Source organism: Paenibacillus apiarius, from assembly GCF_017052585.1.
In the GTDB taxonomy this organism is placed as follows: Bacteria; Bacillota; Bacilli; order Paenibacillales; family Paenibacillaceae; genus Paenibacillus_B; species Paenibacillus_B apiarius.
This window is the reverse complement of the sequence record NZ_JAFFHZ010000001.1, coordinates 2,284,795-2,307,771: the sequence shown is the minus strand read 5'-3', so window position 1 is coordinate 2,307,771 and position 22,977 is coordinate 2,284,795. Positions and strand designations below refer to the sequence as shown.

Genomic DNA, 22,977 nt, shown 5'->3' with positions numbered 1-22,977 from the left:
ATGGCCGCAAGCGGGCTGTTCATGGCGGCGATATGCTACGTTGAAGAGGCAGAGTTGGCTGTTGTGAGTATGGAGCAGGTCATCCCGATAGCATATCGGCACGGCTTACTGCATACACATAGCATCTTAAGAGAGCTCTCTGAAATTTAATTTTAGGAGGAATCGATTGCGGATGAAATGGAAACGTCAAAGGCCGGCCTTTATTTTATCTTTGTGCATGATATGGTCGCTGTTGGTTCCGGCTGGACAGGCTGTTGCGGCAGATTGGCCGCAGCCCGTGTTCGGACAAGTGCTGGATAAGCGAAGCATGGAGATTGGTCCCGGGGCGGACTACACCTGGTACAACATGAGCCTGCCGCAGGGATTGGAGAAGGTTCATGTTTTGGAATTCGACCCGAAAAATCAGGCCTTGGATATGCAGCCAGGCATGACTGACGGAAAAGTATACGGCATGCAGGGCGTTACGAAAATGGCGGACGATGCCGACAAGGAGGGCAATCGGGTCATCGCAGCTATAAACGGTGACTTCTACGATATGACGACTGGCGTGCCGCTCGGGCTGTTCATGGGCGGCGGCGAAATATTGGTCAGTCCGCCTGCGCCTACCGATTGGTATGCGTTTGGACTGAAAAATGACGGCACGACGATTTACGGATTAAGTCCCGCACTCAAGCGAACGCTCCATATCGGCGGGAAAGACATTGAAATTTCCGAGATTAATCGTATGCGGGAAAATAGCAGCAAACTGAATCTGTACACGTCTTCTTTTCATACGTCGACGATGACGAATAATCTGGGTGACGAGGTCGTGCTGGATATTGTGTCCGGCGAAGTGAAGAGCGGCAGCGCCTTGAAGTTGAAGGTGGCCGACATCCGCAAGGATAAAGGAAATACGCCATTGTCCCCAGGGAAAGTTGTGTTGTCCGCATCCGGCACTTATCGTAATGCGCTGCAAGGACTAAAGGTCGGCGATGAGGTGACGGCCCAATTCGAGCTGGAAGAGGCGTGGAAGGATGTCAAGATGGCGATCGGCGGCGTGGCGCAGCTGCTGAAGGACGGCGATCTGCAGCCGCAGGATGACAAGGCGCTCTATCCGCGTGTGGCGATCGGCACGAAGGCAGACGGCTCGATCGTCATGATCGAGATTGACGGGCGGGCGCCGGGGTTTAGCGAAGGCGTCTCGTATGACGACTTGGCAAAGGTCATGAAGGACATCGGCGTCGTCAATGCGCTCTGCCTCGATGGAGGCGGATCTTCCACCTTCGTGGTGAAGCTTCCGGGCGAACCGGTGCGGAAGCTTCTGAACCGTCCGTCCGATGGCGGAGAGCGGAAGACGGCGAACGGCATTCTGCTCGTGAACAAAGCGCCGGAGGGGGCCGCGTCCAAGCTGGTCGTGCAGCCAAATATGGAGCGGGTGCTTGTCGGCTCCTCTTATTCGCTCAAGTCGGCGGGCGTCGATGCGAACGGGCATCCGGCGGCTATTACGGGAACACCGCAATGGAGTGCCGATCCGGCGCTGGGCGCGTTCGATGCGAACGGCACATTTACGGCTGGCCAGACCGCCGGCGAGGCTGATGTGACCGTTACCGCAAACGGTTTGACCGGAAAAGGGAGAGTCGAGGTTGTCAAAGAACTGACGGAGCTTCGCTTTCCGGACACGGTCAAGTCATATGCGCCTGGCGAGAAGGCGGCAATGCAAGTGACGGCGGTGCGGGACGGACAGGAAATCGTGGCGGATAACCGCCAATTTGCGTGGCGAGTGGAAGGGCCCATCGGCAGCATCGACGAGCAAGGTGTCTTTGTGGCGGCCAATGAGTCGGAGAAGAGCGGCAAAATTATTGTCAGCTACGGGGGGATTGAGGCTTCGATGGAGGTCACTGTCGGCCAGCCCCCTGTTATATTGGAAGACTTCGAGGACGGAGTGGGACGTTACAAGGAGGTTAGCGGCGCTCGTTACAAGAGCGTTCTAGTCAGCGAGGAGACCGGAGAAGACTTCGTCCGCTTCGGCAGCAAAGCGGCCAAGCTGAAGTATGATTTCACCGATACGGTCGGCATTTCCGGCGCCTATCTGGAAGCAAAAGACCCGGCCTCCCAGATTGAGATTCCTGGTTATCCGGAGAAGATTAGCGTCTGGGTATACGGTGACGGCAAGAAGCACTGGCTGCGCGGACAACTGCGCGATGCCAATAACGGAGCTGTAGATTTGAATTTCACGGATGAGAAAGAAGGTCTCGACTTCGAAGGCTGGAAGTACTTGGAGGCCGATGTTCCGAAGGGCAAACCGCTGCCGCTCCGCATGACGATGCCGATCCGTTATATGGAGACGAAAAATGACAACAAAACGGATGGCGAGATCTACATCGATCAGATTCGGGCGTTGTACGGTCCGGCCACTGACGATATGGACCCGCCGATTCTGAAGGATTTCTCTCCGGCGGATGGCAGCACGATTAAGACGGCGACACCGGAAATTCATGTGTATGGAGAGGACTATGGGTATGATCCGGTCACTCATCCGGCCACAACGCTCATCGATCCGGATAAAACCCGCATGTATCTGGACGGCGTCCTTGTACAGCACGGCTTCTATCCGCCGAAAGGCAAGATTCATTATACGCCGAGTGTGCCATTGGCGGACGGCGTTCATACGGTCAAGGTGAAGATACGCGATCTGTCTGGCAATCAGTCGGAGAAGGAATGGATGTTCATTGTTGATACCGGTTCCTCCAAGCTGACGTATGACGGACCGGATAATGTATATGCGGGCAAGGTGTACACGGTGGATGTGAAGAGCGTCAAGGCGTCGAACATTAAGCGTGCGGACATCGCGTTTACGTTCGATCCGTTGAAGGTGGGGAATCTGGAAGTGGCGGCTGGCCCCAAGCTGACCGATGCGAACGTACAGCCGGAGGTAGAAGCCGATAAGGGAGCCGTGCGGCTGAAGTTCATCGGCTTGAACTCGCTTAAGCTGACGGACGACGATGTGCTGGCGCAAATCAAGTATCGGGTAAAGACGAATGCAGATGGCGAATTGAAGGTTAACTTCACTTCAGGCTCCATCGCCTTCATGGATAAAGGGGAGACCGACTTCGGCTTCTTCGGATTGCCGCTTGTGGCGGCCATTCAATATCACCTGCGCTTGAATTGGAATCCGGACGGCGTGGCCGAAGGGCAGGAGACCGTATTCGGAGTCGTGGACGAGCAGGGGCTGCCGGTGGCAGGCGCCCGCATCATGACAGCGGATGGCACAGACATCGGCGTCACCGATGAGGAAGGGAAGCTTGCCACGAAGGAGTTAACGAGCAAGGTGCAAGAATATGAGCTGCAGGCGGTGTTGGGCAACCAATACAGTCCGGTAGTGAAATTCAAGGTGTCGCCGCTGGCAGGCAGCGATGAGCCGTATAATATTAGCGTTGCGATGGCGGATCCGGCGACATCCCGCGGCTTCACATGGCACACCCATGCCAACGTGGAGGCGACGGTCGTCGAAATGGCGAAGCGGGATGGATTCACCGGGTTCGATGCGCCTAACGTTCAAAAGGTGAGCGGAACGAGCAGCCTGTATCATACGTGGGATATCGGCACCGTGCGGGTTCACAAGGCAGTTGCCGACGGGCTCGAACCAGGCACGGAATATGTATATCGAGTCGGTGACGGGAATGGAAAGGTCAGTAAGCAAGGGGCGTTCAAGACGGCGGAAGCGAACGGTGAGCGGACGGAATTTTTATTTTTTGGCGATTCGCAAGCTTCCAACGAAGACGGATTCAAGCTGTGGAGCGATATCGCCCATAAGGCTGTGTTGGATCATCCAAATTTCGATTTCATCTTGCAGGCAGGGGATATGGTCGAGGATGGCTTCAAGGAGAAGGAATGGAGCATGTGGTTCAAGGCGGCCCAGGATATCTTCTTGCGTACGACTCTCGTATCGGTAGTCGGTAACCATGAGGTGACGGGCACGAGGAAGAATGACGATTTCCTCGCCCATTTCAACAACCCGCAGAACGGGTTGGAGAGCTTGAAAGGCAGCAATTATTCGTTTGAATATCATAATGCGCATATTGCAGTGCTGAATAGCGAGTACGATCTCGATGAACAAAAAGAGTGGCTGCGGCGTGATTTGGCCGCCACCGGCAAAACGTGGAAAATTGTCACGTTCCACCGGGGGCCATACGGCAGCCAATACAATTCGGAGCATATCCGCAACGCGTGGACATCCGCGTTCGACGAATTCAATGTTGATCTGGCGTTGAACGGACACGATCACGTGTACGTCCGTACTTATCCGCTGCGCGGCGGGAAGGCGGTCGCCGAAGGAGACGGCACGACGTATGTCGTCGGCGGTTCGTCCGGTCCAAAGTTCTATCCCGTGACGCCGCGTGAGTGGCAGCTCAAGGTGGACGGCGAGCAGACGCAAATCTACGGCGCGATCGAGATTGTTGGCGGTGAACTCAAGTTCACGGTAAAGACGATAGGCGATCGGTTGGTTGATGAGTTCACGCTTCGCAAGGGAGATCCAGCGGTGCCTCCGGCTGAGGTTGTTATCGACCAGCCGGAAATGAATTTGGCAGTCGGCGAAAGCGTGAAACTGAACGCCGCCGTGCTGCCGGACAATGCCGCCGATAAGACGGTAACGTGGTCCGTATACAGCGCTTCGGCGGACGGCATGGTGAAGGTGACTCGGGATGGAGTCGTCACCGCCCATGAGATGGGGACAGCGGTCGTCCGTGCAACGAGCGTGGTGGAAGCGGTCTATGCGGACAGCTTGATTACGGTTGACCATCTGCCGGACGTAAAGGTGGGCGAAGTCCGTCTGGACCGGACCGAAGGCAAGCTGAAGGTGGGCGAGACGCTGCAGTTGCACGCTGCCGTGCTGCCAGAGAAGGTTCAGGATAAGTCCGTCATCTGGGCCGTGTATGGCGCAGCGCCTGCTGGCGCGGCAACGGTGTCGGATAGCGGGCTCATTGCAGCGGTGAAGCCGGGAACGGCCGTCATCCGCGCCTTGAGCAAGGCAGATGCCGGCAAGTACGCTGACTTCAACTTGACGGTGGAGTCGGCAAGCAGACCGCCGGAGCCAGAGCGGCCGGGCTCTTCCTCTTCGTCTTCTTCGTCGGATGCGGGCAGCTATAAGCCAAGCGAGCCTGCGAAGCCGGCGGAGCCTTCTGTGAAGGTGGAGAACGGCAAGATTGCCGTTCAGGCGAAGCGGGAGCAAGGCAATGCCGTGGCGACGGCTGTCATCACGGCTGAGGCGTTGGATCAGGCGTTGAAGGATGCACAGCCGGATAAGCGCGGCGTGAAGAAGGTTCGCATCGAGGTCGCGGCGGATAAGGAAGCGACTGGCGTGGATGTATCCATGCCGGCAGCGGCATTGACAGGCTCTGGATTGCAGCAGCAGTATGTGATGGTGACGCCGCAGGCCATCGTGACGGTGCCATCCAATATGGTATCGAAGGATGCGGCGAAGGATGCGAAAACGATAAGTATCGTCATTGGACAGTCCGATCGCGGTTCATGGCCCGCAGCGCTGAGCGCGAAGTTAGGCGAGCGACCTGCGGTAAGGGTAGAGCTGAAGGCCGATGGCAAGCCGTTGAGCGGCATGCGGGCGGAAGCGCCGATGATGATCGCTCTGCCGTATAAGCCAACGGCGCAGGAACTGGCGCAGCCGCACAACCTTATGATCTGGCTGGTCGATGTTGGCGGTCATGCGATTGCGGTGCCTAGCGCCAGATATGATGCGGCAACAGGTACAGTGCGTTTCGAAGCAATGCAACTCGGGACGTATGCGGTCGGCTTCAATAACAAGGAATTCGCGGATACAGCCAAGCTGGATTGGGCGAAGGTGTCCATTGAAGCATTGGCGGCAAAAGGCATAATTGACGGTGTGGGCGAGAATCGCTTCGCGCCGCAGCTGGACATAACGCGAGCGGACTTTACGGTCATGATGGTACGGGCGCTCGGCCTTCAAACTTCTGGCGGCGGTACCGCCGGGTCAGGCGCGGACTCTGGCTTCGCTGATGTCAATGCAGACGCGTACTATGCCGAAGCGGTTGGCATGGCGAAGGAGCTTGGTTTCGTGCAGGGCAAGGGCGATAATGCATTCGGACCGCGGGATAGCGTAGCGCGTCAGGACATGTTCACGATGGCAGCCCGTGCCTTAGAGATAACAGGCATGCTGCAGGTTGACGGCGATTCGGATGCGCTAGCGGCATACACGGATTCGGCGCAGGTATCTGACTATGCGAAGGGTAGTCTAGCCGGTCTGCTGCAGGAAGGTCTCCTTCAAGGCAGCGGCAGCAAGCTGCATCCAGATAGCCGTGCTACGCGGGCGGAAGTGGCCGTCTTCTTGAACCGGGTGCTCAACCGCGTGTATGAGTGAAGAAAAGCGGTCAAGTGGTATGTATAGTAGGGCGTTCTCTAAGGAGAGCGCCCTTTTTGCAATTATTTATGTGATTGGGAACGTGGGGCGGTCTCGGCGAGCATGTTGTCTGTAAAAGTGTATATGGCCACTCTCCCCCTCCTTCAGAAAGCGCATTGCGTTATGAGCCGATCGGCTTGTTGCGTGGATAAATCAGGTCTGGCTGAATCGTTCTTGCAATGGCCAACTGTCATAATCCCCGCATGGACGAAAGATATGGAAGTCGGGTACACTAGAACAATATTGCGGTAAAAGCGGAGGGTGAACAGAGCTCTCTTTTTACATATCAGGATACGGAATAAGGAATGGGGTTGAAGGCGGACAGATGTTTATTCAATTGGTGTGCGTGGGGAAGTTGAAAGAGAAGTATTTGGTGCAAGGGATTGCGGAATACAGCAAGCGATTGGCGCCGTATGTAAAATTCCAAATCACGGAGCTGCCGGACGAGCAGGCGCCGGAAAAGATGAGCGATGCCGAGCTGGAGCAGGTGAAGGAGCGGGAAGGAGAGCGCATTCTCAGTCATATAAAGCCCGATGCGCATGTCGTGGCGCTTGCCATCGACGGCCAACTCTGGTCGAGCGAGGAGTTGGCGGCGCAGCTTGATCGCTTGGCGACGTATGGGACGAGTCACGTCGTGTTTGTGATCGGCGGTTCCAACGGTCTGTCCGATGGTGTTCTGCGCCGTGCCCAGACGAAGCTGTCCTTCGGCCGCATGACGCTGCCGCACCAACTGATGCGTCTCGTGCTGACGGAGCAAATGTACCGTGCGGTGAAGATTAATCGCGGTGAACCGTATCACAAGTAACGGTGAAAAATTTTTGTTGTGGGAAAGTTGGAAGGGTGTTGTTGGGCATGTGGAATAATGGGCATCTAAGTTATAGAGACATTATCATTTCGCTGAGGGCGATAAAAAGCATGGCGAACCTTATTGAAAATAATGGTAAACCGTGCAGTGGAAATTGTTATCGTTTAGATTCCTTGGCGATGTATATCTCTAACTGATCCGCTGCATGAAACACGGAGTGTCCATGACAAACTTCCAATCTAACAGGGCGCAGCCTGCTGACGATGGAACTGCTTCGAAGAACTTCTTCGATAGCAGGAGTAAAGAGGGGTTTGCGCAATTTTCCATTCTTAGAAGAGAACAAATCTCCGGCGAGCAGTACCTGATCTTTCTCATGGTAATATACGACATGTCCTGGGGAATGTCCGGGTGTATAGTAAGGCGTTAAGCTACCTATCGATTGTAATTCCCCGTGTTTGCCCTCGAGCAACATTTCGGTCATTCCCTTCTCCATGGTAGAGACAGCCTTTTTTCCAGGACGGTAAGGGAGTTCTCCTTCGATATAAGGTATTTCGGTACGGTGGGCGAATACGGGGACCGGATTTGTTCTTAGAATGCGCTTGAGAGCTCCTACATGATCAGGGTGCCCATGTGTCAGCACGATTCTTTGCAGCGGACCAGCTTGTAACCGATCAATGAATTTCACAATTCCGTTCGCCATCATCGGCATCCCTGCATCTACTAAGGTGACCCCTTCTTCTTCTGCAACTACCCAAACGTGGATTGGGATCAATAACCACATTTTTAAGCTCCAGATATGCTCTGAAATTTGCGCGATTTTCATTTTCTATCAGCCTCCATTGGAGATTTTTTGTTGAAAACCGATGAGAAGTGCTTCGAATGCAAATATCCCCTTCAAGTTCACTCGTTTCCTCATGATAACCTGAGGTCTTTTTTGAGTTTCTACTTGAAGGGGATAGTGCCAATTCAAGAATGAAAGTCGTCTTTACATATTATCACCAGAAATACGATCAGGTATTTTGGTAACGTTCTGGAGGCCGAAATCCAAGTTTCTCGTCATATAGTTATTAAAAAAGTTTGGATCAATTCCTGTCATATGATGAAAGAAGGATACTTCCACTTTCCAATCCTTCTCAATCATTTGAGCAATGTCCACGAGCCCCTTTTTTGAAACAAAATCAATGATTGTTTTAATTTTCATTGGTTTCTGGATCGGAATTACATCATCAAGTGGCTCCATTTTTAAATAACCTTTCCGGTGCATTGCTGCGTAAAAGTTCCGATGATCCTTTGGTTCGATGATCCCAAGATTAGCAGCCCTATATCCTAACACTTGCAACGAAGTTTTCCATTTCTTTTTCAAATCTAAATAATTATCTGGATTCGTAATATGGGAAACATCCTTCATATCAAGTACGAATTCGTCTTCCGGTAATAATAATGCTCCGGCAAATAGATCCGCTTCATTCTCAATCATTTTGTGCTCTTTTCGGTCTAAGTTAGCGAACTCAAGGCGATAGTGGAGCAACATATGACCCAATTCATGTGCGATATCGAAGTTCCTCCGAACAGCCGATCGTTTCATATTACCTAAAATGATATAGGGTCGATCATTTCGGGTCCACAGGCTATAAGCATCAATCTCCTCGCCAATTGCCTTCTCAAAAACGAACACTCCGCTCTTTTCGATCAGGAACATGAAATCATCATTATTTGTTTTCGATAAATCGAGTCTTTTTCGCGCTAAATGGGCGATATGATTGATTTGAGTAGATCTGTCATCCTCTGTATGATTTAAATACTCAATAACTTCGTCCCTTAGCCTAATGATTTTCAGGGTAGGAAGGCTCACATTGGTCGTTATATAGTTGACAAAAGTATCTAAATATTCAATATGCTTTGCTTCTGCCTGCGTCTTCGAGATGACATTCAATACTTTTGAACGGTACGCAATATTCATTACGTCGATATTAGCAGGCGTCATGTACCGTGCAAGCATGTCTTCCGAATAAAAGTATTTGCTTTTTACGCTAAAAATTCGTTTTAACTCGTTCACGATCTGCATTTTCGGTGATGTATAAGCGTTCTCGTACTGCCAGACTGCTTGCTCTGTAACACCTAACATTTCGGAGAGCTGCTTTCGCGAATATCCGTGCATGATCCGTAAATTGGCTAGATTTTCACCAATGAACAAGCCTGCTCCCTCCTTATTTTACTAACACCATTTCTGTTTGTTTATGAATTTTGCTGTTCCTCTTCATAAATCCCGATATCAAATGCGGCTGGATCCATAACATCATCGTTCATTTCAGGTGCCACCACATCGCGATCCTCTTCCGTTAATTCAGCTCCGGAGATAAAGTCGGAGAGATCTTCTACGAGGTAAGCATAGTTATCATTTGGATTAGGCAAATAGTGCATGATTTCAGATATCTGATATGCCTCATCAAGTGCGTATGTGAGTATATGAAATTGATTGTAGGATGATGTGAAATTTTCTAGCTCATCTCTCACCCGGCTTTCTAGAATGAACCAGGAAAGCTGTTCAACCGTTTCCGTTTTTTTCTCTCTTTTTGATGATTGGCGTGTGAAGGGAAATGCTAAGTCCTTATTGATTTTCGAGAGTTCATGAAGATAGGTGCGCCGCGGACCTTTCTTTCCACTATTATTAGGAAGCTTTGCTTGTGAAAAGCAATCTTCATTAAAATAAGCAGCATTCTTAATAAGAAAAAGAATCTTGGAGTCTCCATGGATGAATTGTAGATAATCCCATGTTAAACCTGCTTTTGACTTCTTGTATGTGAAGCCGTGACCAATGCACTCCTCAGCAAGTTTGCTTTCAATAAAATTACCTTTCGTCCAGGAAAAAGCCGAGCTAATCTTCATTTTTGATTTGCGATCTTTACGATGTTCAATATAGTCACGATAACCATCAACAATAGCATCAACAATCATTTTATTGTGTTCAGGACTAAATTTGTATTGATCCATATCAAACACTCCAATTCGATATTATGAAGACAGTTTATATTCTAATCGAAATTGGGGGATATGGAAATGATTATTTTTGTTATTTTTAAAGTTTTATTATATATCTTCATTAATTTTTATAGTTGTAAAGGGTTTTCTGGATGCTTAGTTTGAAATATTCTCGTTCTTTCCAAATGTTATTCATCATATGAAAATCGTTTTCAGCTGAATATTTGAAGGAATCTAAATCATAGTTTTTCAAACTATAATGAAATTTTTGATTAGGTACATGACGGTGAACCTTATCATAGTGGTAAAGTGGAGAGTGGATGACTTTATCTACGAAAGGAGCAGGTGCTGTAGCATGATAGATTTGGATAAATTAGCCGAGATATTTGCTAGTCGTTCCTTAGAGATAGAAGGTGTCTACCGTTTGGTTATCCAGCCGAAAAGTATATTGCGTGAATTTAGGGAACGTAAGGCATGGATTTCTTTTTACAATTCGGGGAGAAGCTAGAATGTGTGTGAATGGAACTGCCTACGAATTACATCCAGGATCAGTATTTCATGCGGCTCCAGGCATGCAACTGGACTCGCAAGTTATAGGCCAATCAGAGTTCGAGTATTATTCACTTTTTTATAGATTGGACAAGTTAGGTGACGAAAATAGCGGTCATGAATGGGACTTTCATTTCAAGCTGGAACCGGGAGCAAATCCGAGATTGATCGAATTAGTTCTTCAAGTAAAAGGGCGATAGAGGAAGCCATTGCATACATTAACGGGCATTATATGAATCCGTTGACACTGGACGAGTTAGCTGAGCTGCATTCAATGAGTCCCAAGCGCTTCTCATACTTCTTTCACAAATATACTGGGTACCGTCTAATCGATTATCTCATCAATGATCGTATGGAAAGAGCGAGTGAATTGCTTAAAGCAGGCAATTTTCCCATCCGCGATATTGCTGTTAGTGTCGGCTATGTCAATCCGCTGTATTTCAGTAGAGTATTTAAAAAGAAATTCGGTGTGTCTCCCTCCGCATACGCATATAAATTAGATAATCATACATATTGAAATTCTATTTTCCGTTGCCCTGTCCTCAGTCTCAGCTAAATAATCACACAGCAAGTCCGGATTAGATAATTATACATATAGTATTCGTGATTTGTGTATTTGCATTTGTTTCAGTCCTTGCTACACTCTAGATTGATAATGATAATCATTATTAATGCCTTTGGAGGTCGCATCAAGATCACTGGGGCGCTTGATGCCATGGAGGAGGCGCTGTTGCTGGATGTTCAATCGGTCGGCTTCGCCTTCTTGAGCATGCATCTGATCGGAGTATTTCCTAGGCGCAAAACTACTTTTATCATATGGGAAGGGTTGATAGAATTGAACGAAAAAAGACAGCTTTGCATCGGATTGTCGTTGTCAACGACCTGGATGAAGGGGAATAGCTGGCGAAGAGGGCGGAAAAGGTAAAGCTTGATTTTGTTTTCAAGCCCGGATGCTCTGTTGCTAAACGTAGAGGCGCTTCGCTCGCAGTCAGGGGCTCGAAATTTCAATTACGCTATCCTTTTTGAAAGGAGTTCAGGAGAAAAATGAATAAAAAGTTTATGATAGTTGGTTTGATTGCATTATTCATGCTTGTTTTGGCTGCATGTGGGGGAGGAGTCACACAGAATGAATCAAATTCAACCTCCAGCAACAACGGAGAACCAGCACGATCCAAAGTGGAAAATAAAGTGGACAATACAGGAACAAGTGAAACAAGAACGATTGAGTATCTCGGTGAAAAGTATACCGTTCCGCAAAAGGTAGAAAAAATTGTGATTACTGGGGCTATGGAAGCGATGGAAGATGCGGTAGTGCTTGACGTTCATCCAGCAGGGGCAATATCGATAGGTGGAAAGTTTCCGAAAATGTTTGCTTCGGTAACGGGCAAGTCGGAATCAATTGGTGAAAAACAGCAGCCGAACTATGAGAAAATATTGCAATTGAAGCCAGACGTTATTTTAGGTTCAACCAAGTTCCAAAAAGAAGTGGTGGAGAAATTGCAAAAAATCGCTCCTACGATTTTGGTATCGCACATTTCGACCGACTGGGAATCCAATTTGAAGTTAATGGCAGAATTAACAGGCAAGCAAGCAGAGGCAGAAAAGATTCTAACCCAATATAAAACAGATACACAAGCAGTTAAAGCATCGCTGAAAGAAAAGCTTCAAAGTAAAAAAGTAGCCGCTGTTCGTATTCGCGGGGCACAGGCTTTCGTTTACCCGAAAGATGTATACTTTAACCCTGTCCTGTATGATGAGTTTGGTTTGGAAGTTCCGCAACAGATCAGCGCGGCGAAAACGCAAGAAGCGATCTCTGCCGAGCAGCTGGCGGAAATGAACCCCGATTATTTGTTTGTGCAATTCTCTATAAGTGAAAATGATGAGGCGAAAAATGCATTTGAAGACTTGAAAAAGAACCCCATTATACAAAACATAAATGCCTTTAAACAAGATCACGTATATGTCAACATGGTTGATCCACTTATGGAAGGAGGTCCCGCTTATAGTCGAATCAAATTTCTAGAAAGTGTGCAAAAGCACCTGGATAAGTAAAGGAATGGAGCAGAACGGAATGCGTTTGTTGTGAAGCCAAAGGTTTGTTCAGATTGTCCTATTATGCCTTCTTTTCAGTGTGACAATCGTCGTATCTGTTTTTTATGATTCGAAATCCATCAGTTATGAAACGGTGTGGCAAGCGGCTCATAACTGATGATGCCAGTCGGGACACTACAGGGAATTTCGTGCGGGTGGATTCCTATCCGTTGTTGCACATACAAGGATATCAAACTTTCTAAGAGGAGCGAATTTTCGTTCCTTTTTTGTTTGATATGTAACGAAATAATTGATTGTCATTATCAACTATCATATATAATGAACGCATTACTTTAGTTATTGTCTTAACGTGTTGGCTGCAAGATTAGGGGGATCATGATGGAGGACTATCATTACCGGTTGGAAGAAGCAGTATCGATTTCTTTAAAAGCGGGAAGCCCTTCTTTTCAGAAGGAGTTGCAATACCCGTCTATTTTCCTGTGTACGGAAGGGTCGGTGTTCATTCGGCATTCATCAGGAACGGTTCTTCCTGCCTACCGTCACAATGGTAATGCTTTTGATTACATTTGCAGGCTGTTCCTTGTTATAGAGCCAGTAGGACGGCGTATCTGTTACATGTTGAATTCGCAGGCAAAATTCCTTCTGCGGGAGCTGATTCGATCGGATCACCAGCATATTGCCGTCCACGGTTATATAATCGGGAGGAATAGGTACCTCACCCTTCTTGGTTAAGATGTTCAGGCTGCCGGGGAGCTTGGCGGAAGCCTCATCGATTCGCTTCTGGAACGAAATCACTACCTTATCGTGCTGCGGCCGGGTGATCGCGGTCGGAACGGGCGCTTCCTCGTACATATATTTTCCGAGATGATATTCATAGGCCGTCCAGGTGTCAAACCCCATGCTCCATGCCACTTGGCCAAATGTGTGATACCAATTGCGGTCCTTCACCATCGAGAGATTCGATCCGATATCGGCCTGCACGCCAAGCGGAATATCCGGATGAACGGCGCGTATCTCATCGACGAAGTTCTGGTAGCTTCGAATATAATGTGGCGGAAGCTTGTTTTGGGGCTTCATCCAATCTGGCCAGTGTGTCTGCAGAAAGTGAATATCAGGCCGGACGGCCGATATCATCTCTGCGGCATCGAGACCCTGCATCTCACGCAGTTTATTTACAGAGTCAGCACCGGCGTCTATTGCAAGTGACCAGGTCGCGACGAGAATATTACATCTGGCGTCCCGCACCCCGCCCTTCCCGTTCATCAGATCGTTCAGGAAGCTATTTACTGCATCGACCCGGAACTCGACCCAATCTTTATATAACGCTTTATTCGTCAGGTAATAGTCAGGATGGCGCGGATTTGTGAAATTCGGAATGCGGGGATGACCGTATTGCTGCTGGAACGCCGCTTGGGCAAGCGGACCGACATCGCCGTACACGCCGCTATGAATGCCATCCCATTCCGGAAAATAGGGCTCCGCAACTTCGATGCCGTCGAACGGGTAATCCCTCACCAATTGGGCCAGCTTCAGCTTCTTCCATTGCACATAGCTCTCACTATGCGGAGAGAAGCGGTAATATCCGTCATTCACTGGCTTTAGCAGCTCCATCTGCCAACTCGGCCAATCCGCAGGAAAGCCTTCGACAGAGTATGATCCATTCCCGAGGACAAGCGCCCAGACAGACAGCCCCCTCTTCTGGAAAGCCTCAATGAGTTCACGATTGACAATATTCTCGTTGACGACAAAATAGTGGACGGAAGTGTACCCGTTCTGAACAATCTCATCAGCGATGCTCGCTGCCGAGCGATTTTGATAATAGGTGAATGACGGATCCACCTGAATGGTAGGTCCTGACAGAGCGGAAGCCTTGTGTTTGCCCGCACATGCGCAAGGATCCCCTTGCTTCTCGGCATGCATCATTCTTGCAGGGGGCAGTGTGTGTATGCCAGAGGCGCCGGACATACGAAGTTTGCGAGACATGAACATAACCGCTACCTCCTATAATGCTTATTCAACCCTGAACTCCACTATTTTGCGTTTGCCATGGCCGAGCAGTATTTCAATCTGGACTTGGAAGGCTACCAAGTAAGCGTCAAATATAATGTATATACGTTTGCGAAGAATGGAAATTCAACCGTCAAAGGCTCGATCAATGAAAAAGGGGAGTTTTTGGAAATGTCGGTTTCGGAACCATCGGCATCCTGAATAGCTGATCCAGTAAATAATGCATTCCGATGCCCCCAATCTGCTCAAGTGGGCAACGATGAGCCAAAAAGGTCGAGTTCAAGAGCAAATGGGAACCCTGACTCGACCTTTTTGGCAATTAAAATGTTCAGCAACTTCTATTATGACTTCAACGGCACTACGTTCTGCTCGATCTGCTTCATCGCTTCTTCTCCAATGAGCCCCAATCTCCAGATTGCCGTGCCCTTCAACTGATAGCGCTTGGCAAGCCCAATGACACTCGAGATGGACTTGCTGTTCTCGCTGCCCATCGACAAACCTAATAGAAGCTTATGTTTTGGAACTTCTTTCAATGCGAGCTGAATCGCTTCGTTCACTTTATCGAGCGGTTCCGGCGCTTTTTCACCCGCGTAGGCATACGCCATAATCATAATATCGTCCGCTACAGAAGCAAGTGTCTTATAATCATACCCCTGATAAGCGCCGTTCAGCGGATGCAGCGCCAGCGTCAACTTCAAATTGGCGGCTCTCGCTTTATTCGCAAGCTGAGTGACAAAGAAGTTGTAATCCTGCTTCGCCTTCGCCTTGTCTCCGGATAATCCCAATCCTTCAAAATCAAGCACAATGCCTGAAAAGTTCTTATCCTGTGCGAGTTGCATGATATCTTCTATCGCCTTGTCCCGAAGTGTCTCATCTTCCAGCATTTTCGTCAGCTCGCCTTTTCTATCCGAGGAGAACACCATCAGGTAAGGAGTTGTTCCCGCCTGCTTCGCTTCGGCAACAATAGATTCCGGCGTAATATCTCCCGCTGCCTGCGGCCAATAGAAGTCCTTGCCTTCTGTCGTAATCGTCCCGTCTTCCTGAAGGCGCGCCCATCCGAATGCGGTCGCATCGAACTGCGGAATAAGATGAAGCAATAGCATAGAACGCCATATTATACATCTTCTTCGGCGGTGATTGGATAGAGACAACTTTCGCAGCCGAATTCCAGGACACTTGTGCTCCGAATTGTCTGCTGAAAAAGCTGAGTGGAATATACGTTGTGCCTGCTTTGACGAAAGGCGCCATTGACAGTTGGACAGACTCGCCATTAACTTTCGCCGTCTTCTGGTTCAACTGCAAAATAACGACCTTATTCTCTTGAACAGTCGTCTGATTCGCCGTTACGGTCTGATTCTTTGGATTCCACAGCACTTCGATATTCAGCGCTTCAGCGATTCCGCGGAATGGAACCATCGTATTGCCTTGCACAATGAGTGGCTCTGCCGAGAATTCAAGCGGATATTCATCCAGCATAATCTTCGTTCTTTCAGTCGCATTCGGCTTACCTGCCGCTTCCGCCGTCTGTTGCGGGAATAGCAGTGTAATCGTCAACAACATTGCTAATATAGAGCATACATAATGCCGCTTACTCAATAAAACTACCCTCTTTCTTTCGTGCATAGAAATCGAATCTATAACTCTCTTATCGATCTCTATTTTACTTATATAAAAAGGAAAATTCTACAGAAATGATCTAATTCTGATAGAATTCATAGATGCAAATATTTCCACAGAAAGAGGGTAGATCCATGGAATTATCCGAATGCCAGTAGCGATCGAACAGGAACGCTATGGCAGCTCTATCCATTCATACGGCTGCTTAGCCGCTTTTAGACCATACTCGATAATCGTAATAATGGCGATCGTTTGAGCGGAAGGAACCGATATGCGCCCGGTCTCGAAGAAGGCAATAAGGTCATGAATGAACAGGTTGAAAAAATTCGATTCGGGCTTCAGAATGCTGCAGCTGCCCGAATTATACTTTACTGCCATCGTAAACGGACACTCGTCGCCCAGGTGATGAATCATCGCTTGCCGTCCATCCTTGAATTCGATCAGCAGGGCTGGAGCTGTCTTCGTTCCGATGAACATGACTCGCTTCGCATCTGCCCCCATCAGCGATACGATCGGTTCGATCTGATGGATTGAGTAGTTCTCGAACGCGCCGGGCCCCCAACTGGAGATGGCCTCAATGCCACTTCGCTCCGCGTCGCCATATTCGGTCGCGAATCGCAAGGCTGACGAGGAATATAACGGCGTGCCATGCTGGGCCGCCCGCTCGAACAGGCGAAGCGCGGTTGCGCGGTCAGGGGCAAATGTCTTATCGATGTAAGTCGGCTTGCCCGATGCCAATGGCAGATAAGCGAGCGCCTCATGATGCTTCGGGTGATCGGGTGAGAGCACGATCAAATAATCGCTCTTTTCCACGACCTCTTCAATCGTATTCAGCAGCGTGACGCCATGACGCTCGCACCACGCCGTGTTGCTTAATCCCTGATCGGCATCCCTCATGCCGTATGCATAAGTGACTTCCATACTCCCGCCGGATGCGTTTCGAATCCATTCCGGGTATTTGTTCGCATGCCATTCATCCAGATAATAATCGATAAAGCCTATTTTCTTCATGTTGGCGCTCCCTCTTTCACGAAAGAGATCTCTGTTCTTTGCTCTGAAGATTGATAGATGGCCTGAATGATTTTAGCTGTCAGGATGACGGTATCAATGTGTGACGGCAATTTTTCCCCCGACTTAATGCAGGAGAGGAAGCTGTCGATCTCGTTCTGGAATTGATCGGTCTTCGGAAACTTCGGATTGCTTTCCAGCAATGCGCCATGCTTGGCGCTGTAAATAGTGAAATCCGCCCCGTACTGCAGCCGAATTCCCGCTTTGTCACCCAGAAAGTCAATGTACATCTCGTTGACTCCGATATTTTGCGCCCAGGCGCCATTTACCGTAATCGAAGGGCCTGCCGTTCGAATCATGGCGGTAACGAAATCATCGACATCGTACGTGCCCTCATAGTTGGGCGGTCCCGCCCACATATTGATATAGGAGTAATTCTTCATATCCTTGCCCAGCTTGGAGTACGTCTGTCCCGTAACCGTCTTCGGATCCGGGTCGCCTGCGCAGTACATCACGATGTCGAGAAAGTGCACGCCCCAATCAATGAGCGCGCCGCCGCCTGCGACAGCCTTGTTCGTGAAGTCTCCCCCCAGTCCCGGAATCGAACGATGCGAGCGGAAGCTGACGTATACGTGGTACAGATCGCCCAGTTCTCCCTCTTCGATCATCTTCTTAATGATGTTCACACCCGTATTAAAGCGATTTACGACGCCGATGTTCAGTGTCTTCCCGGTCTCGTGCTGCACCTTCTGCATCTCAAGCGCTTCCTCATACGTTCTGGCTGCCGGCTTCTCGCAGAGCACATGCTTGCCGGCACGCATACAATCGATAGCGATCAAGGCATGGCAATTGTTCGGCGTACATATTGAGACGGCTTCCACTTCCGGATCTTCCAGAATGATGCGGTAATCTTCAATGGCCTCCCCGCAGCCGTACTGGTCTACCGCTTTCTCTGCTCTTTCCTTGCGGATATCGCAGAAGTACTTGATCTCGGCTTCTGGATTGGCAACGTAAGCAGGAATGTGGGCGCTGTTGGCAATCGTCCCGCAGCCGATAATGGCTACAATCGTCTTACTCATATCGAATCCCTCCCATTATTTAAATCCTTTTGAGGCTGAGGCGTAATCCACTTGGCAATGAAGTGCAAAAAGTACTTATATGGTATCATGTATGCGCTTTATTTTATTTGAGTTTCGTGTGCAAAAGTAGGATTATCGTCCGATTGTTGTTTCCCTGTTTGAAACGCTTGTTTGCGAATATGTTGACAAATCGCCCGAAATCGCATATCTTGTTAGTAACAAATAGATAATAACAAATAGTTACGAACAGGTGGTGGTGTAATGTCGATAAGGGACCGTAATGGGCTTACCGAGCAAGAGTTTCTTGAGCAATATACCGCAGGAGATTACGAACGCCCGTCTGTGGCAACAGATATGGTCATTTTTACAGTTACCGATACCGAGGAAAGTAATTACCGCAAGCTTCCGAAGAAGGAACTGCGGGTGCTGCTTATTCGGCGCGGCGGGCATCCCTTCCTGGGGAATTGGGCGCTGCCGGGCGGTTTCGTCCGTCCTGCGGAGACGACGGAGCAGGCGGCACAGAGGGAACTGCAGGAGGAAACGGGAGTGGACAACGTCTACTTGGAGCAGCTGTATACATTTAGCGAGCCGGGGCGGGATCCGCGGACTTGGGTCATGAGCTGTTCCTATATGGCGCTGATCGATAGCTCTAAGGTGCATATCGAGGCTGGAGATGATGCAGATGAAGCCTCTTGGTTCAGTGTCTCCTATCGTCTCATGAGAGAGCAGAAGGAATTGCTGGAGGATGGAATAATCAAGACGAAGCAGTACGAGCTGAAGCTAACGGGGGAGCAGGAAGTGTTAACCGCCGTGGTGGAGCGCAAAATGACGACTGCGGAAGCATCGTCTGCAGTGGAATATGTCATTCTCTCCAATGAGGGTCTGGCCTTCGACCATGCCAAGATTATCAGCTATGCCATCGAGCGCTTGCGGGGAAAAGTGGAGTATACCGACATTGCCCTGCATTTGATGCCCAAGCTGTTTACACTGACCGAATTGCAGCAGGTATACGAAGTTATTCTGGACAAGGAACTGCTGAAAGCGGCTTTCCGCCGTAAAGCGGCCCCGCTTGTCGAAGAGACGGATCATTACACGGAGAATGCCGGGCACCGCCCGTCGCGGCTGTACCGGAGGAATCGCGAGGGGATATGATGGTTTACAATATCGAAGACTTGCAGCAAGCCTATCAAGCGGGAAAGAAATATAAGTTTTTATTTTTCTGGGGACATACGCCTCCCGCTGACGGGAGCGTCAATCAGAGCTGCTTCAGCCAATGGTGGAAGTGCCAATTTACCGTAGACGGGAACACATATAGCTGTACCGAACAGTACATGATGGCGGAAAAGGCGCGGCTGTTCCACGATGACGAGATGCTTGCGGAAATTATGAAGGCGAAGCATCCGAAACAAATGAAAGCCTTTGGACGGTCGGTTAAACACTTTAACAACGACATATGGAATAGCAACTGCTATGACATTGTGAAGCGGGGCAACTTGGCGAAATTCTCGCAGAATCCGGAGCTTTGGGCGTTTATGAGAACAACGAAACAGCGGATTCTGGTGGAAGCGAGCCCCGCTGATCGGATGTGGGGGATTGGAATGGTGAAGGAGAATGCCGCTGCGGACAATCCAATGAAATGGCGAGGGAGAAATCTGCTGGGCTTTGCGCTGACTGAGGTGCGGGACCAGCTGTTAGAGAAAGAAGGGGAGTAACATGAACCGAAAGGAGCTTGCGCAGGATACGCTTCGCTATATCCGGCAGGGATATTATGAATGGAACGGGCAGAAGGTGGACTTCTCGGCTCTACAGCAATATTCGGAGGATAACAGCCTTCTTATTGCGCCTGAGCAGGGCATGGAATTGGTAAAGAGCTGCAAGTTGCCGTCAAATGGGAACCAGGCACAACAACGCGCAGCCAACGAGGCCACCGTTAAACCGGTTCTGGATGCCGGACAAGCAGGGATTCGCGGCGTGGGAGTGCTTAACTTTGCAAGCGCGAAAAATCCGGGCGGCGGATTTCTAAACGGTGCGATGGCCCAGGAGGAAAGTCTCGCCGCTTCAAGCGGCTTGTACGGAACGCAGCTGCGCAACGAGGCCTATTATGCGGCTAATCGCGCCTGCCGCACCATGATGTATACCGATTATGCCATCTATTCGCCGAATGTTGTATTTTTCCGAAATGAACGGTTTCAGCTTCTGGAGCAGCCGGTGACTGCTTCGGTTCTGACCTTGCCCGCGGTCAACTATGGCCAAGTGCTGTTGAAGGGCGAAGACAGCGAGAAGGCGAAACGTGTGATGAAGGATCGCATGCGCATGGCGCTGGCGATTTTTGCGGATAGAGGAGATAAATACTTGGTGCTAGGGGCGTATGGATGCGGCGTATTCCGCAACAATCCGGTTGATGTGGCACAATGGTGGCAGCAACTGTTGGAGGTCGAGGGCTACGGCACGCTGTTTGATGAAATTGTATTTGCTGTGTTGGACAATTCCCGAAGCGGTTCATGCATCCGAGCCTTTGAAGAGGCCTTTAGCAGAGGATGACATTCGTTGAGTACGCACGTGCACGGCGCATGGGGATAGCCATCTGGTGCAGGCTTTTTATATCTAACAAATATGCAAGCGTCTGATTGCAGGCGCTTTTTTTGATGCCTAAATGAATATTCGGGTATTTGCAGGAAACAACGTACACTACGGGTGAGTTGGCCCGAATCTTCGGTGTCTCGGTGCAGGCCATTAATAAGTGGATAGATGGAGGGCGTTTTCTTGGGTATAAGCGGGAAGGGAAAAACCGGCATAACCGAATCCCGGAAACCATTTCTTTTGTAATGAGAACCGGGGTACGAAGTTTGAGTTTCTGAAACGTTCTTTTCCTGACGTTATCGATACGATTATGGAATCCGTATTTATGTTTAGGGAGATTGAAAAGCGAAAAAGACGAAGGTTTGCCAATATGAGAAGACTATGACAGTATATAAGCATATAAGGAACTCTTATATTAAAACGGACAATAACGAATGGAGAAAATGAAATTATGTCTAATTTGCCAAACTGCCCAACATGTAATTCTGAATACACTTACGAAGATAGAGGTCTTTTTGTTTGCCCGGAATGCGGCCATGAGTGGTCTTTGGAATTACAAACCGAGAACAGTGAAGATAAAAAGATCATCAAAGACGCAAATGGAAATGTGTTAAACGACGGTGATTCTGTAACGGTAATCAAAGACCTGAAAGTAAAAGGAAGTTCATTGGTCGTAAAAATAGGCACAAAAGTAAAAAATATTCGTTTGATTGATGGAGATCACGATATTGATTGCAAAATCGATGGTTTTGGAGCCATGAAATTAAAGTCTGAATTTGTTAAGAAGATATAAATGCGGTATTAATGAAAAAGAACGAGTCTGTATGGGAAGCCCTCTGGCATGGAGGGCTTTTTTTAATCCTGAGCGGTGACTAGATTATTCTCCTTGATGAGAACTCCCGCCGTTGCTGTTTCGTTCTAGCTCCAAAGGCAAAAAAGCATATGTTCCATTCTTAACGATTTCACATCTGCGAACGGGAATAGGATTTTTGAAAATGGGCCCGTCGATTACGGTGGTATGGAACTCTCCACCTTCTCCGCATGGGTCAATACCGCGAGCTTCAAGCTCCTTCACATATTCATGGGTCAACATTCGTCCTAAATCGTCTTCCCTCATTCCTAATGATAAATTCACAGTGACAATGATCGTTACAAATCCTAGATTGATGAACTCTTGGACAACTTCAAGATGATTCATTTCCCATAGAGGCATCCCAAGCTTTAATCCGGCATTTGCCGTAACCCTGTCATGCCAGCAACCATGAGCAGGAACATCCAAATCTCCAGTTACCAATACTTCTGCTCCCTGATTCTTAGCTCGTTCTAGAAGGCCCATAAAGATTGTTTCATAATCTGTCCAACTCGCAGCTGCAGTATATACAGGCAATCCTATCGATTCAGCTTGAGCGCGTATTAGCTCTGGAGGCATTCCATGGGACCGGGAACGTTTCCCTTCTTCCTCCAACATCACGATTAGTCCAACTGCTTCTCCAACCTTCATTGCTTTATATAGAGCTAACACACTATCCTTTCCTCCACTAAAAGAGGCAATGAATTTATGCCCGCGAGCGCCATTTTTCCAATCTGTCATTTCTGTCATTCATCTCTTTCCCCTCTGTTGTTTATGGCTTTTGCACGATATCTGTGGGATTAACTGATTTCATATGATATATAAGGCTTCCTAGCTCTATTTGTTTCATTTTATCACTAAAAAGATCGAAGCAATATGCGCAGTATCATTACTGAAACTCATAAAGCTGAATATCAGTCCCTCATATCCAAATGTAAGATGAGCAATTCACCTTTATGGCTTGTCTGAAAGGAATTTGCAGCGGTCACAACGAATAGGATAGCACAAAGGAGTTTACAAAAAACGGAAGATGCATGAA

General features: G+C 48.9%; 17 protein-coding genes and 1 pseudogene. 10 read left to right on the top strand and 8 right to left on the bottom strand.

All coding sequences use genetic code 11. The features are described from left to right. Positions 1–172 precede the first annotated feature (172 nt). Positions 173–6,373, top strand: coding sequence for a phosphodiester glycosidase family protein (locus JSQ80_RS10505; RefSeq protein ID WP_206095279.1), 6,201 nt, complete (start codon positions 173–175; stop codon positions 6,371–6,373). 364 nt (positions 6,374–6,737) lie between these two features. Further along, complete coding sequence (gene rlmH, locus JSQ80_RS10500) at positions 6,738–7,217, top strand: 23S rRNA (pseudouridine(1915)-N(3))-methyltransferase RlmH (protein ID WP_026011248.1); 480 nt, start codon at positions 6,738–6,740, stop codon at positions 7,215–7,217. A gap of 157 nt (positions 7,218–7,374) precedes the next feature. Here rlmH and JSQ80_RS10495 read toward each other — a convergent pair whose 3' ends face one another. The 3 genes from JSQ80_RS10495 to JSQ80_RS10485 form a co-directional block, all read right to left on the bottom strand. After that, positions 7,375–8,040: an MBL fold metallo-hydrolase gene (locus JSQ80_RS10495; protein WP_206095278.1), complete on the bottom strand. Its 666-nt coding sequence runs from the start codon at positions 8,038–8,040 to the stop codon at positions 7,375–7,377. 162 nt (positions 8,041–8,202) lie between these two features. After that, on the bottom strand, positions 8,203–9,411 hold the full coding sequence (locus tag JSQ80_RS10490) for a spr1629 family repressor/antitoxin (RefSeq protein WP_206095277.1): 1,209 nt from the start codon (positions 9,409–9,411) through the stop codon (positions 8,203–8,205). 41 nt (positions 9,412–9,452) lie between these two features. Further along, positions 9,453–10,208, bottom strand: coding sequence for a spr1630 family ClpXP-sensitive toxin (locus tag JSQ80_RS10485; protein WP_206095276.1), 756 nt, complete (start codon positions 10,206–10,208; stop codon positions 9,453–9,455). Positions 10,209–10,705: 497 nt separating this feature from the next. On the opposite strand from JSQ80_RS10485, the gene JSQ80_RS29010 reads away from it, so the two are divergent. The 3 genes from JSQ80_RS29010 (at position 10,706) to JSQ80_RS10475 (ending at position 12,797) form a co-directional block, all read left to right on the top strand. After that, on the top strand, positions 10,706–10,945 hold the full coding sequence (locus tag JSQ80_RS29010; protein ID WP_240463616.1) for a hypothetical protein: 240 nt from the start codon (positions 10,706–10,708) through the stop codon (positions 10,943–10,945). Next, positions 10,867–11,262 (top strand): AraC family transcriptional regulator, encoded by a 396-nt coding sequence (locus JSQ80_RS29005; protein WP_336245724.1) that lies wholly within the window; start codon positions 10,867–10,869, stop codon positions 11,260–11,262. The genes JSQ80_RS29010 and JSQ80_RS29005 overlap by 79 nt, the downstream gene beginning before the upstream one ends. Positions 11,263–11,789: 527 nt before the next feature. Then, entirely contained in the window at positions 11,790–12,797 is a 1,008-nt protein-coding gene (locus JSQ80_RS10475) for an ABC transporter substrate-binding protein (protein ID WP_206095275.1), read from the top strand. Between the two features lie 513 nt (positions 12,798–13,310). Here JSQ80_RS10475 and JSQ80_RS10470 read toward each other — a convergent pair. From JSQ80_RS10470 to JSQ80_RS10455, 4 genes and pseudogenes are all read right to left on the bottom strand, one after another. Then, positions 13,311–14,786: an N-acyl-D-glucosamine 2-epimerase gene (locus JSQ80_RS10470; protein WP_206095274.1), complete on the bottom strand. Its 1,476-nt coding sequence runs from the start codon at positions 14,784–14,786 to the stop codon at positions 13,311–13,313. 359 nt (positions 14,787–15,145) lie between these two features. After that, a pseudogene (locus tag JSQ80_RS29985) lies at positions 15,146–16,427 on the bottom strand (stalk domain-containing protein). A gap of 168 nt (positions 16,428–16,595) precedes the next feature. Next, on the bottom strand, positions 16,596–17,432 hold the full coding sequence (locus JSQ80_RS10460; protein ID WP_206095273.1) for a Gfo/Idh/MocA family oxidoreductase: 837 nt from the start codon (positions 17,430–17,432) through the stop codon (positions 16,596–16,598). Continuing rightward, the gene (locus JSQ80_RS10455) at positions 17,429–18,508 is read right to left on the bottom strand and encodes a Gfo/Idh/MocA family protein (protein ID WP_206095272.1); all 1,080 of its coding nucleotides are present in this window, start codon (positions 18,506–18,508) and stop codon (positions 17,429–17,431) included. Before JSQ80_RS10455 ends, JSQ80_RS10460 begins: the two co-directional genes overlap by 4 nt. Positions 18,509–18,769: 261 nt before the next feature. Between JSQ80_RS10455 and JSQ80_RS10450 the strand changes: the two genes are divergently transcribed. From JSQ80_RS10450 to JSQ80_RS10430, 5 genes are all read left to right on the top strand, one after another. Next, the gene (locus JSQ80_RS10450; protein WP_206095271.1) at positions 18,770–19,660 is read left to right on the top strand and encodes an NUDIX hydrolase; all 891 of its coding nucleotides are present in this window, start codon (positions 18,770–18,772) and stop codon (positions 19,658–19,660) included. Continuing rightward, positions 19,660–20,220, top strand: coding sequence for an NADAR family protein (locus tag JSQ80_RS10445; RefSeq protein WP_206097547.1), 561 nt, complete (start codon positions 19,660–19,662; stop codon positions 20,218–20,220). The genes JSQ80_RS10450 and JSQ80_RS10445 overlap by 1 nt, the downstream gene beginning before the upstream one ends. 1 nt (position 20,221) lies before the next feature. Then, entirely contained in the window at positions 20,222–21,049 is an 828-nt protein-coding gene (locus JSQ80_RS10440; RefSeq protein WP_206095270.1) for a TIGR02452 family protein, read from the top strand. A gap of 128 nt (positions 21,050–21,177) precedes the next feature. Next, positions 21,178–21,366: a helix-turn-helix domain-containing protein gene (locus JSQ80_RS29980; RefSeq protein ID WP_206095269.1), complete on the top strand. Its 189-nt coding sequence runs from the start codon at positions 21,178–21,180 to the stop codon at positions 21,364–21,366. 173 nt (positions 21,367–21,539) lie between these two features. Beyond that, positions 21,540–21,881 carry a zinc ribbon domain-containing protein YjdM gene (locus JSQ80_RS10430; protein ID WP_087434790.1) on the top strand — a complete coding sequence of 114 codons (342 nt, stop codon included), beginning with the start codon at positions 21,540–21,542 and terminating at the stop codon, positions 21,879–21,881. Between the two features lie 84 nt (positions 21,882–21,965). On the opposite strand, the gene JSQ80_RS10425 is transcribed toward JSQ80_RS10430, so the two are convergent. After that, positions 21,966–22,688: a Dph6-related ATP pyrophosphatase gene (locus tag JSQ80_RS10425; RefSeq protein ID WP_087434789.1), complete on the bottom strand. Its 723-nt coding sequence runs from the start codon at positions 22,686–22,688 to the stop codon at positions 21,966–21,968. Positions 22,689–22,977 lie beyond the last annotated feature (289 nt).